Source organism: Deltaproteobacteria bacterium (genome assembly GCA_009929795.1).
GTDB lineage: Bacteria > Desulfobacterota > Desulfovibrionia > Desulfovibrionales > Desulfomicrobiaceae > RZZR01.
In genome coordinates, this window is the sequence record RZZR01000073.1 from 1 (window position 1) to 12,785 (window position 12,785).

At 60.9% G+C, this 12,785-nt stretch carries 8 protein-coding genes; 3 read left to right on the top strand and 5 right to left on the bottom strand.

Annotated elements, in window-relative coordinates:
- Window positions 1-552, bottom strand: a 552-nt coding sequence (locus EOM25_09000) for a flippase (protein ID NCC25319.1), incomplete at its 3' end; no start/stop codon positions are given.
- Between the two features lie 105 nt (window positions 553-657).
- Here EOM25_09000 and EOM25_09005 point away from each other — a divergent pair.
- Window positions 658-1,848, top strand: a complete 1,191-nt coding sequence (locus EOM25_09005; protein NCC25320.1) for a PLP-dependent aminotransferase family protein — start codon at window positions 658-660, stop codon at window positions 1,846-1,848.
- A 30-nt stretch (window positions 1,849-1,878) separates the two neighbouring features.
- Here the strand turns inward: EOM25_09005 and EOM25_09010 are convergent, their stop codons facing one another.
- Genes EOM25_09010 through EOM25_09025 form a run of 4 tightly spaced genes read right to left on the bottom strand, consistent with a single transcriptional unit; the run spans window position 1,879 to window position 7,820 of the window.
- On the bottom strand, window positions 1,879-2,196 hold the full coding sequence (locus EOM25_09010) for a nucleotidyltransferase domain-containing protein (GenBank protein NCC25321.1): 318 nt from the start codon (window positions 2,194-2,196) through the stop codon (window positions 1,879-1,881).
- Window positions 2,197-2,227: 31 nt separating this feature from the next.
- A complete protein-coding gene (locus tag EOM25_09015) occupies window positions 2,228-3,325 on the bottom strand; it encodes a nitronate monooxygenase (GenBank protein NCC25322.1) in 1,098 nt (365 codons plus the stop codon).
- Window positions 3,326-3,382: 57 nt separating this feature from the next.
- Window positions 3,383-6,634 (bottom strand): efflux RND transporter permease subunit, encoded by a 3,252-nt coding sequence (locus EOM25_09020; GenBank protein NCC25323.1) that lies wholly within the window; start codon window positions 6,632-6,634, stop codon window positions 3,383-3,385.
- A 1-nt stretch (window position 6,635) separates the two neighbouring features.
- Entirely contained in the window at window positions 6,636-7,820 is a 1,185-nt protein-coding gene (locus tag EOM25_09025) for an efflux RND transporter periplasmic adaptor subunit (GenBank protein NCC25324.1), read from the bottom strand.
- Window positions 7,821-7,852: 32 nt separating this feature from the next.
- On the opposite strand from EOM25_09025, the gene EOM25_09030 reads away from it, so the two are divergent.
- Both EOM25_09030 and EOM25_09035 read left to right on the top strand, forming a co-directional pair.
- Window positions 7,853-10,717, top strand: coding sequence for a PAS domain S-box protein (locus tag EOM25_09030; protein NCC25325.1), 2,865 nt, complete (start codon window positions 7,853-7,855; stop codon window positions 10,715-10,717).
- Window positions 10,718-10,899: 182 nt separating this feature from the next.
- Window positions 10,900-12,785, top strand: a 1,886-nt coding sequence (locus EOM25_09035; GenBank protein NCC25326.1) for a PAS domain S-box protein, incomplete at its 3' end; no start/stop codon positions are given.

A 12,785-nucleotide genomic window follows, 5' to 3' on the forward strand; every position in this document is an offset into this window, starting at 1 on the left:
TAAGGCGCTTTGTCGCTTGCCACCTTCCTCATCGCGGCACTCAAAGACCAGAAACGCACCATTCTGCACCCAGACAGTATATTTCGACTGCACCTGCGATTCAAACCAAAATACTGCGATTTCGCTGGCCTTGAGCAGCAGCATCGAGCCGAGGATGGCCACGATGCTCCGCGACAGGGCGTCGTCTGGACGCAGATAGGCGATGATGACGAGGACCAGCAGGTAGGCGACCAAACCTCCGACTAATTGCAAGATGGCCGCGGTACCAAGGGTGACGGGCGCACTCTCGGGATCGCGCACGATATCCCGGACCACGATGCCTTGCAGACCGAGTGCGGCGATGGCACCGAAAAGACCGGTGAACGCCAGTGCAAAGTTCAGCAGCCCGAATTGGTCAGGGCCGAGATAGCGCGCTACCCAAACGCCGACAAAGAGTCCAACGCCCATGCGCAGAATCTTGTCGAAAAACAACCATCCGATGTTGTCGACGATTTTGACCAGATTGGGTCGATGCTCGATGCGGCGGCGGATGAAAGGAGGAGTGATATTCAAATTATAATTCTCAGCCCGTCATTCACTTCAACTTCAAACCATTGACCCCCGCCCCTGCTCCGTGCCAGATTCCGTTCCCCGTAAACAAACATCTTGGAGCCGATCATGAGCTTTCGATACACCCGTCGCATCCAGAACACGCCCCGGTCGTTCATCCGGGAAATTCTGAAAGTGACCCAGGACCCATCCATTATTTCCTTTGCCGGAGGATTGCCCAATCCCGGGCTGTTCCCTGTGGCCGAACTCCAGGAGGCAGCTTGCCAGGTCCTCGAGAACCACGGGCCACGAGCCCTGCAGTACGCCAACACCGAGGGCCATCTGGAACTCCGGGCCTGGATCGCCCGCCGCTACGCTCGCCGGGGATTGACCGTCAACCCGGACCAGATCCTCATCACCACCGGCTCCCAGCAGGCTCTGGACCTGGTGGCCAAGATCTTCATCGAACCCGGGGACACCGTTGTCCTGGAACGGCCGAGCTATCTAGGGACCATCCAGGCATTTGGGATGTTCGAGCCCCGGTTTGTGACCGTGAACCTGGATGACGACGGACCCGACCTCGCGGGACTGGAAGAAATTCTGGCCATGGAAAAGCCGAAACTTTTCTACGCCGTGCCAAACTTCCAGAACCCGTCGGGACTGACCTATTCGGCCCGAAAACGAAAGAGCCTAGCCGACCTTCTTCTCAAATTTCCCGAAACCCTGTTTGTCGAGGACGACCCCTACGGAGAACTTCGCTTTGCCGGCGAGCACATGGAACCGGTCTTCAGCCTGACCGGGGGCCACGGCATTCTGCTGGGCTCGTTCTCAAAAATCACCGTTCCAGGGTTCCGCCTGGGCTGGATGGTGGCTCCGCCGGACATCATCCGCATGGCTGTCACGGCCAAACAGGCCGCCGACCTCCACTCCTCGACCTTCAACCAGTTCGTCATCGAAACATATCTTCGAAACAACGACCTGGACGGGCATATCGCCCGCATCACCGAACGCTACGGATCCCAGGCCCGGGCCATGGTCACCGCCTTGGAGCGGAAGGCCCCCGAAGGCGTCCGTTTCACCCGGCCCGAGGGCGGCATGTTCCTCTGGGTCACCCTGCCGCCAAAAACCGGTTCGTGCATGGACCTCTTCGATCTGGCCATCGCCCGCAAGGTGGCCTTTGTTCCAGGCATGCCCTTTTACACGGACGGTTCAGGAACCAGCACCCTGAGGCTCAACTTCTCCAACGCCCCGGAACAGATCATCGACCAGGGCATCGCCCGTCTGGGGGAATGCATGGCCGAACTCGCGGCCCGAGTATGACACCACAAAAACTGGTCGATCCCCAATCAATCAGATTATATCCTCTCCATACCGCTTGATTTCGTCCACAAGATTGCCGCCTGAGGCAAAGTCTTCTGGGCAGAACGGCATGGGCTCGATATTGTTGTTTATATGCCTGCGAAGAGGCACGATCTTGCGTCTATCCAAAAAACGATCTCCTGTGAAAAAAGATGAAATCAAAGCGACATCGACGTCGCTCTCTTCTCGGGCCATGCCTTTGGCCCAAGACCCGAAGAGGACCGCTCTTTCCACAGGTATGCCGTTTTCACGAAGAGCGACGATATATTTCTTGACGTCCCTGATCACGGCATCTTTTTCGCAAACCATTCTTTATTGCCGTGCCGTAGCGATTGTTTGATCAAGCCAAAACGGGCTTCCATCCGGCGCAGGCCCGGCCGAACTCCTCCTTCAAGGTCTCGATGAGTTCGTGAACCGAAGTGATCGAGGTGATCCTGAAGGCATTCTGTCCGGCAAAGGCGAATCCCTTGTTTAAGTTGCCCTTCTTGGCGTTCAAGAGGGCCGAGGCGATGCAATACGGGCTTTTTTCCGGGTCGCACGAGGCGAGACAGTGGAACGGGCAGGCCATGGGCTCCTTGCCCCCTTGGCGGACGCCCTCCAGAAAGGCGTTGTCAATGGCCCGGCCGGGCATGCCCACCGGGCTCTTGATGACCACCAGATCCTCTTCCTTGGAGTCGACATAAGCCTGCTTGAAGGCCTGGTCGGCGTCGCATTCGTGCGTGGCCACAAACCTGGTCCCCATCTGAACCCCGGAAGCCCCGAGCTTGAGCATCTCGCAGATGTCGCTTCCGGTGAAAACCCCGCCGGCAGCAATGACCGGAATCTCACGCCCGGCCTTTTCGGCAAAGGGCTTCACGGCCTCGACCACCTCGGGCACCAGACGCTCCAGGGTGAAATTCGGGTCGTCGATCTCCTCTGGCTTGAATCCCAGATGACCACCGGCCTTGGGGCCTTCCACCACCAGGGCGTCAGGCACGATGCCGAATCTCGACATCCACTTGCGGCAGATGATGGACGCGGCCCGGGCCGAAGACACGATGGGAGCCAACTTCGTTTTCATGCCCTCTTCCCGGTACTTGGGCAGATCGAGGGGCAGGCCGGCCCCGGAAAAAATGATGTCGATGCCTTCGTTCAAGGAGGTCTTGACCATGTCTTTGAAATTGGTCAGGGCGACCATGAGATTCACCCCCAGAATGCCCTGGGTCATCTCTCTGGCCTTCTGGATCTCTCGCCGCAAGGCCCTAAGATTGGCCTCCAGGGGATTCTTGGCAATGTCAGGCTCATTCATGCCGATCATGGCCCCGGCAATGACCCCGATGCCGCCTTCGTTGGCCACGGCCGATGCCAGCCGGGACAGGGAAATGCCAACACCCATGCCTCCCTGGACAATGGGCAGATTGGCCACAAGATCCCCGATTTTCAATGATGGAAAATTCATGTGCGTCACCTGAATGTTGAAGTTCGTCAAAGGGATGCGAAAAGACACCAAAGCCGGTCACAAGTCAACTTCATGACAATGCGTCCTCAAAATCGTTTTGGGCTCGGGCTCGATCCGCCGCCTAAGAATCACGTAATAGACCGTGGGCACGACCACCAGGGTGAAGGCCGTGGAGGCCGTCAGGCCGAAGATGAGTGCCCAGGCCAGACCGGAAAAGATGGGGTCCAGGGTTATGGGCCAGGCTCCCAGGGCCGTGGTCAGGGCCGTAAGCACAATGGGCCTCAGCCTGATGGCTCCGCTCTGGATGACTGCCTCGCGAAGTCGTTCGCCACGTTTCAGGGCCGCCTGGATGAACTCCACCAAAACGAGCGAATTGCGGATGACGATGCCACCCAGGGCGATCATGCCGATCATGCTCGTGGCCGTGAAAAAGATCGGATTGGCCAGCTCGCCCACCGGACGGCTGAAGAGCAGGTTCAAAAGCCAGAACCCGGGCATAATGCCCAGCAGGGTCAGGGGCACGGCCAGCATGATGAGCATTGGCAGGCCAACGGACCCGGTTTGAAGGACGAGCAGGAGATAGATGCCCAAAAGGGCCGCGGCGTTGGCCAGACCCAGATCCCGGAAGACGTCCAGGGTGATCTTCCACTCCCCCTCCCCGGCCCAGTCCACCTCGATGCCCGGGCCGAGATCCACCCCCCTCAAACGGGACTGGAGATCGAGAACGGCCTCGCCGGGGGCAATCCCGGCCGTTTCGGCCGTGACATAGACCACCGGCCGAAGATTCTTGCGCATGACAGGCTGATCCTCGGCCAAGATCCGGAAAATCCCCAACTCTCCCAGAGGCACGAGGTGCCCTCCGGTCGAGGCCAGGCGAATCTGGGCCAGATCCGTCGGGCCGGACCGCAAGGCCCGGGGCAGGGTCAGGCGGACCAACAGGGGCTGGCGTTCGTGGGGAAGATGGACCAGGGCCGGGGTCGATCCCGACAAGGCCGTGCGCAGGACCGCGACGACGTCCTGGGCGCTGACCCCGTGCAGGGCGGCCTTTTCCTTGTCCAGGACAAAATCGAGACGGTCCCGTTCGGCCTCGGAGCTTACATCGACGTCCACCACCCCGGGCTCGTCGACCATGACCGCCGCTAGTTTCTTGGCCGCCGTCACCATGTCTTCGTACGATGTTTCCGGTTCTCCGTAGACTTCAGTCACCAGGGTGGACAACACCGGCGGCCCCGGGGGCGACTCCACGATCTTCAGATCCACCCCGGTCTCCCGGGCCAGGGCTTCCAGGCCCGGCCGAAGCCGCAGGACGATGTCGTGACTCTGGGCCTCGCGCCGGTCCCGGTGGACCAGGTTGACCCGAATGTCGGCCAGATGCGGACCTTCGCGTAAGAAATAGTGCCGGACCAGACCGTTGAAATCCATGGGCGAAGGCCTTCCCACATAACTGACGAATTCTGTCACCTCGGGCACCGTGGCCAGAAAGGCCTCGAACCGGGTTACGGCCCGGTTGGTGGCCTCCAGAGGAGTTCCTTCGGGCATATCGAGAACGAGCTGGAATTCGTTCTTGTTGTCGAAGGGGAGCATCTTAAATGGCACCAGACGAAGCCCTGCCAGGAGCAAACAACCGCCCAGAAGAAGGCCGATCCCTGAGAACAGAGCCAGACGACGTCCTGCCGAGCCGAGGAATGGATCCAGAATGCTTCGATAGATTCGCAGAACGGTCGGGGAGACCGCGTTTTCGGGGCGTGTTTGGCCCCGGCCCGACGTGGAGCGAAGCAGGGAACAGGCCATCCAGGGCACGATGGTCACGGCGCAAAGGGTCGAAAAAGTCACGGTCAGGGGCACGTTGGCGGCCATGGGGGCCATGTAGGGGCCCATCATCCCGGTGATGAAGAAAAGCGGCGCGAAGCTGACGATGATGGCCAGGGTGGACATGACCACCGGCGGCAAGACCTCGCTCACGGCCGCCACCGTGGCCTTGCGCGGCGGCAGGACCCCGGCTCGGATATGGCGCTGGATGTTGTCCACGTTGGTGATGGGGTCGTCCACCACCAGCCCCAGGGACAGGATCAGGGCGAAAAGGGTCACCCGATTGATCGTGTATCCCAGGAGATAGTTGACGAACAGGGCCAAGGAGAAGCTGACCGGAACGGCCAGGGCTACCACGACCGCCTCCCGCCAGCCCAGGGTGAAGGCCAAGAGCACGACCACGGTCAGCACGGCGAAGGTCAAATTGATCAACAGATTGTGGACCTTGTCGTCGGCCGTTTGGCCGAAATCCCTTGTGACGGTATAGGACACGCCGGCCGGAAGCACGGTTTCGGACAATCCGGCCATGCGTTCCCGGATGTCCCGGGCCACGTCCACCGCATTGGTGCCCTTTTTCTTGGCCACGGCCAGGGTCACGGCGGGCATGGATCCCTCCGGACCCTCTCCGGATCGGACCGCCCGGGCCGAAAACCCGATCCGGCTGTAGACACCGGGTTCTTCGGGTCCGTCCATCACCCTGGCCACGTCCCGCAGATACACGGGCCGCCCATCGTGGACCCCGACCACCAGGGCGCGGACCTGCTCGGCCGAAGCCAGAAAGGACTGGCTGCCCACGACCGTCTCCCGATTCAGGGCCGAGAAGCTTCCTGCCGTACCCGAGGCGTCGGCCGCAGCCAAGGCCCGCTGAATCCCGAGGGGATCCAGGCCCAGCCCAGCCATCCGACTCGGATCCAGCTCGACCCGGACCTCCCGGCTGCGGCCCCCGACCAGGGAGATACCGGAGGTATCCTCGGTCTCGGCCAAGCGGGCCATGACCTCCTCGCCCACCCGCCGCAAAGCGTAATCGTCCAGGTCATCGGAAAACAGGGTCACCGTGACCATGGGCACGTCGTCGATCTCCACCGGGCGGACCACCCACCCTGTCACCCCGGGAGGGGCTTGGTCCTCGTGGCGGGCGATCTGGTTGTGGAGCTTGACCAGGGACCGCTCCCGGTCCTCTCCGACATGGAAGCGGACAGTGACCACGGCCCCGTCCCGACGGGACTGAGAATAGACGTATTCCACCCCATCGATCTGCCACAAAAGGCGCTCCAGAGGCACGGACACCAGGGCCTCGACCTCTCTGCTCCCGGCCCCCGGAAAGCTGACGGCCACGTCGGCCATGGGCACCACAATCTGGGGCTCCTCCTCGCGGGGGGTCATGACAACCGCCCAGGCCCCCAGACAGAGACTGACCGCGGCCAGGATAACCGAGTACCTGGCCTGCAGAAAGGTCTCCACCAGGGCAGAGAACGCTCCGGTTTCTTTGTCGCCAGTCACCTCAGGCCTCCGGAATGCCGACCACGTCGCCGGGTTCCAGACCGGAGAGTACCTCCCGGCCTTCGGGCAAAAGTCGGCCCGTGGTCACCTGAACCCGGCTCCAGGCATCGTCCGTGCGGACCCAGACCGCCTCGAGTTGACCGACCCGGACCACCGAGGCCTCGGGCGCTACCAGTGCGGTCTTCTGCCCCAACGGGATGAATAGACGACCAAACATACCCGGCAGGACCCCGCTTCCGGACTCGAGGGCGGCCTTGACCACGAATGTCCGGCTGGCCGGGTCGGCCGACGGGACGATCTCCTCGATCCGACCGGACAAATCCCGGTCCAGGGCGTCGATGCGCACCAAGAGTTCCTGCCCCAGGCCCACCCGGGTCACGAGACTTTCCTGGACCAGGGCCTCCAACTGCAGAGACTGGCCTGCGTGGAGTTCGAGCAATGGTCGACCGGCCCAGGCCATGTCTCCGGGTTCGGCTAACCGCTTGACCACCTCCCCGGCCTCCGGGGCCCGAATGACCGCGTACTCCAGGGTGATGCGGGCCTCTTCGAGCATCTCCTCGGCTCCGGCTGCGTCGGACCTGGCTCCGCTCTGGCCGTCTTTGGCCTGCTGGAGCCCGGCCTTGGCCTGGAGATAGGCGGCCTCGGCCTGCTCCATATCCTGGACAGACACGGCCCCGCTTTCGAGCATCTGCCGCATACGTTCATAGCGGGATTTGGCCGTGTCGAATCCAGCCTGGGCAGCGGCGATGGCCTGGGTGGACTGGGCCGCCCTGGACCGGGACGCCTCAAGGGTCTTGCGGGCCTGGTCCAGGCGGGAACGCAGGGCTTGATCGTCCAGTCGAACCAGGATCTGCCCCCTGGCCACCCGATCCCCGGCCCGCACGGACATGGACTCGATCCGGGCCGTAACCTGAGAGGCCAACTGGGTCTGGGTTCGGGAACGGACCGTGCCCACAGCTTGGATGGCCTCGGGAACTTCCACCAGCCGGGCTTCCGAGGTCTGGTGGAACATGCTCCCCGCAGCGGGAACGGATGTCTCGCGGGGCCCGATCTTGACCCCATCAAAAAGCCCGACCTGGACCAGGATCAGAACCACAAGGCCCAGGCATCCGGCCAGGGGACCGCCGATCTTCAACCATTTCCTGCTCACGCGCTCTCCTTCGAGCCTAGGGGCACAAACGCTCATCGTTCTTGGATATTGTGGCCAGGAACCGGGCCATGGCCTCGGACTGGCCTTCCTTGAGGGTCATGCCATGTTCGACCATGGCCTCCACGGTCATCTGCCAGCCGTCCACATCCTTTGTTCCCAGTTTGCGGCAGGTCAGCCGCATGCTGTGGCAGAGCACGCATTTTGATTTTGTCAGGGCCAGAATCTCCTCTTCGCCCTCAGCCGCGGCCAAATGGACGGACACAAGGCCTATAATCGCCAGTCCGAGAAAAAAGGCCGTCGCTCGAATCATTTTCGCCTCCTCTGCTATATGCTCCTGTCGGGTTGAGACCAGAAAGCAAAGGTACCCGGCCCGCTCATCAAGACGCATAGGAAAATTATGCCCGGGAATCGAAGTCCGGGCAAGAGCTGGGAAATGGCCTGACAGGGCCTTTATCTACAGCTGTCACGTTGAATTCCGCCCGTTTCGAAATCGTTGTCTCGATCTGGATGTCGAAAATTGTTCGGTTCCACTTGACAGACGTTCAGTGATCGACTTGGTGTTCATTCAAAGAGTCCTGAAAAATTTCAATCCGGAGACTGTCGTGATTCAGAAGCCGGCCGCCAAGTGCCCTAACCTCCTCGACCTGCAAGAACTTTTTGCCTCGGCCCCCATCGGCATCTTCACGTCCACGCCCGACGGACGCTTTCTGACCTCCAACGTGGCCAACGCCCGAATGCACGGCTACGATTCCCCCGAGGAACTCATCGCCCAGGTCAAAGACATAGCCAACCAGCTCTACGCGGACCCGGCCGACCGGGAAAAAGTCAAAAAACTCCTGGAGACCAAAGGGGAAGTGATCGAACACGAATGCCGAATGCTCAAACGCGACGGCTCCATTGTCTGGGTCTCCGGAACGACCCGGGCCGTCCGGGACGAAAACGGGAACATCACACACTATCAGGGCTTTTCCAGCGACATCACCGCCCGCAAGGCCTCCGAAGAGGCCCTTCGCAAAAGCGAGGAACGGTTCTTTCTGGCCATGGAGGCCACCAGGGACGGATTGTGGGACTGGAATGTCGAAACCGACGAGATCTATCTGAGTCCAAACTATGCGGCCATTCTCGGCTACGAGCCTGAAGAAATACCGCCCAATGCCTCTTCGCTGATCGAGTTCATCCATCCCAAGGACTGGTCCACCATTTTGGGTGCGTTCAAGGACTGCTCCGAAGGGCGTTGCCAATCCTTCAGCGTCGAACTGCGCATGCAGGTCAAGACCGGGGGATGGCTCTGGGGTCTCTGCCGGGGGCAGGCTGTAGCAAAGGACAGCCGGGGGCGGACCACCAGAATGGTCGGAACCTACATCGACATTACGGCTCAGAAGCTGGCCCTGGACGCCCTCTCACAAAGCGAGGACAAATTCCGCAAAATCGTAAACATCCTGCCGCAGCTCGTGTGCTATCTCGACCGGGATATGGTCTTTCACTTCGTCAACCCGGCCTTTGAACGCTTTTTCAATATCGAGCCGGTGAACATCCTCGGCCGGACCATGGCCGACCTCGTCGGTCCGCAGACCCATTTAAAAATCAAGGACAGCCTCGACGCAGTCCTTTCCGGCCGCTTGACCTGCTTTTCGGACGTGTTTTCCTTGTCGGACGGTCGGGAATCATTCTTCGAGGGAACATTGGTCCCGGACTTGAACGGCCATGGCCAAGTCGTCGGCTTCTACGTTGTCCTTAACGACGTCACCCACCACAGACAGATTAAGCTCCGCCTCCAGGAGAGCCTCCAGGCGGCCGAAGCGGCCGGCAAGGCCAAAAACGAATTTTTGGCCAACATGAGCCACGAGCTCCGCACGCCCCTGAATGGCATCCTCGGAACCATGAATGTCTTAAAAAACACCTGTCTGAACGACGACCAATGCCACTTCGTCGACCTGGCCATCCAGTCCTCGGACCGGCTCTCCCAGCTCCTGAGCGACATTCTGGACATTTCAAGAATCGAGGCCGGCCGTCTGGAGATCCGTGACGAACCCTTCGACCTTCTTGAACTGAACCGAGCCGTGTTCGAGATCTTCGAACTCACGGCCCGGACCAAGAATCTGCTGCTCGACTGCGCCCTCGACCCCTCCCTGCCCCGGACCCTTGTCGGCGACGAGGCCCGGCTCCGTCAGATTCTCTTCAACCTGGTCGGCAACGCCGTGAAGTACACCCCGCAGGGGACGGTGGCCGTGGGCATCGATCGTCTGACTCCCGCCCGTGAGGGACAGGAACGGATCCTCCTCACCGTGACCGACACCGGCATCGGCATCCCCGAAGATCACCTAGCCGACATCTTCGAGCCTTTCCATCAGGTCGACGGCAGCTACACCCGCCGGTATCAGGGGGCCGGACTGGGCCTGGCCATCGTCCGCCGACTGGTCGGACTGATGGGCGGCAATATGGCCTTGGAGAGCGTTCCCGGCCTGGGCACGACGGTCTATGTGGCCTTGCCGTTTACAACGGTTCATCGCCGAACTCCGGACCCGGCCCGGGCCAAACCAGCACCGGTCCAGGCCTTGCGCATTCTCCTGACCGAGGACGAACCATCCAATCGTGAACCCCTGGCCAGACTCCTGAAGAACACCGGGCATACAGTGGCCGTGGCGAACAATGGCCGGCAGGCCGTGGAAATGGTCGGGGCGGACGACTTCGACCTCGTCCTCATGGACATTCAGATGCCCGTCATGAACGGTGTTGAGGCCACCCGGGCCATTCGGGAGTCCGAGGCCCTCGGGGCCAAGAAAGACATCCCCATCATCGCTCTGACCGCCTACGCCATGAAGGGCGACAGAGACAAGTTTCTGAAAATCGGCATGGACGACTACGTGTCCAAGCCGGTCATGATCGAAGAACTCCTCAGGCTTTTAAGCCACTACCCCCGCCGGGGGCGATGACGCCCTCCGGCCGGGGTCAATGCCCTCCTTGCCTGCCTTTGTAGCTCTCCCGCCCCGTCGACTCAATGGACATCGGGGATTTCTTGTCATAGAAAAAATTTGAAAAGAATCCTCGCCGGACCCGACATGCCGTGGCCCGGTTCAGGCCTTTGCGTACCTGGAAACGACACGAGGAGCACCCCATGACCAGTCAACGCCCCCCCGAATCGACCAAACAAGGCTTTACCGGCGTCCAAAAACCAACGTCGGAAAGCATCCTCAACGGCCATTCCCCGGAAAACCCGGCCGACTTCCTGCGACACGTCCTGGTCGATCAATCCCGGGACGGCATCGTCATCGTCAAGGAAGATGGAAGCGTCCACGAGACCAACGCCCGGTTCGCGGCCATGATCGGCCATTCCGTGGAGGAAGTCCTGAATCTCCACGTCTGGGACTGGGACGCCCTGGCCTCCAGGAGAGAACTGCTGCGAATGCTCCACGAAGTGGACCATACCGGCGACAGTTTCGAAACCCGGCACCGCCGCAAGGACGGCAGCCTCTACGACGTCGAGATCACCACCAACGCCGCGATTTTTTCTGGCCAGAAATACATCTTCTGCGTCTGCCGGGACATCACCGAGCGGCTAAGATACACCGAGGAACTCGTCTTGACCCGGGCCTGCGTGGACAAGGCCGCCCTGTCCATCTTCTGGATCGACCCCGACGGCCGCCTCATTTATGTCAATGAAACGGCCTGTACCACCCTGGGCTATTCAAAGCGGGAACTCCTGACTATGGGCGTCTGGGATCTGGACCCCGAGCACGACCAAAAAATGCGGCCGGAGCAATGGCGAAACCTCAGATCCAGCTCCATCCTGTCCTTTCTGACCAGACATAGAACCCGGGACGGCCGTCTCATTCCAGTCCAGGTGACCTCCAACTACATCGAGCACAACGGGCGCGAGCTGGAACTGGCCTTTGCCCAGGACGTCTCGGAACTGGAACTATCCAGAGAGAATTTGTCCAGCACGGTCCAGCGCCTAGCCGAGGCCGTTGAATCCCTCCGCCTGGCCAAGGATCAGGCCGAGGCCGCCAACCGGTCCAAGAGTGAATTCCTGGCCAACATGAGCCACGAGATCCGGACCCCCATCAACGGCATCCTGGGCATGATGCAGCTCATGCAAACCACGCGGATGACCCCTGATCAGCAGGAATTCGTCGAACTGACCATCCAGTCAGCCGATCGACTGACCCGGTTGCTCACGGACATTTTGGACCTCTCCCGGGTCGAAGCCGGAAGGATGGAGATCCGCTCCGAGGAGTTCGGCCTGGACGAAATCCGCGATTCCGTTCTCGGTCTGTTCGGCTTTACGGCCCGGGGAAAGGGGCTGGCCATCGACTGCTCCATGGATCCGAACATTCCGCCCCGGCTAATTGGGGACGAGGCCCGGGTCCGACAGGTTCTCTTCAACCTGGTCGGCAATGCCCTGAAATACACCGAGCAGGGTCGGGTGGAACTCGAAATGACCCTTCTCTCCAGAAAAGACGACGGCCAAGTTCGAATCCTGTTCACGGTCAACGACACGGGTATCGGCATCCCGGAGAATCGCCTGAAGGACATCTTCGAACCCTTCCGGCAGGTCGACGGGAGTTTCACCAGAAAATACCAGGGCGCCGGCCTGGGGCTGGCCATCGTCCACCGTCTGGCCAATCTGATGGGCGGTCACATCTCCATTGAGAGCGAGCCGGAGCATGGCACCAGTGTCTACGTTACGCTGCCCTTCCAGATCGTCGGACCCAAAGGAGAGACTCCGGCCAACGAGGAACCGGAAAACGTCGGGCCCCCCGGTCTGCGTATCCTTCTGGCCGAGGACGAAGTTTCCAACTCCCTGCCGACCCGCCTTCTCCTGGAACAGGCCGGGCACATGGTGACCCTGGCCGAAAACGGCCAACAGGCCTTGGATCTGCTGGCCGGACAGGATTTTGACCTGATCCTCATGGACATCCAGATGCCGATCATGGACGGCGTCGAGGCCACCCAGGCCATTCGTGAATCAAAATCCCTGGGGGCCAAAAAGGACATCCCCAT

Coding starts and splice junctions, on each gene's coding strand:
- EOM25_09005 (NCC25320.1), top strand. CDS start 658: ATGAGCTTTCGATACACCCGTCGCATCCAGAACACGCCCCGGTCGTTC.
- EOM25_09010 (NCC25321.1), bottom strand. CDS start 2,196: ATGGTTTGCGAAAAAGATGCCGTGATCAGGGACGTCAAGAAATATATC.
- EOM25_09015 (NCC25322.1), bottom strand. CDS start 3,325: ATGAATTTTCCATCATTGAAAATCGGGGATCTTGTGGCCAATCTGCCC.
- EOM25_09025 (NCC25324.1), bottom strand. CDS start 7,820: ATGAGCGTTTGTGCCCCTAGGCTCGAAGGAGAGCGCGTGAGCAGGAAA.
- EOM25_09030 (NCC25325.1), top strand. CDS start 7,853: ATGGCCTCGGACTGGCCTTCCTTGAGGGTCATGCCATGTTCGACCATG.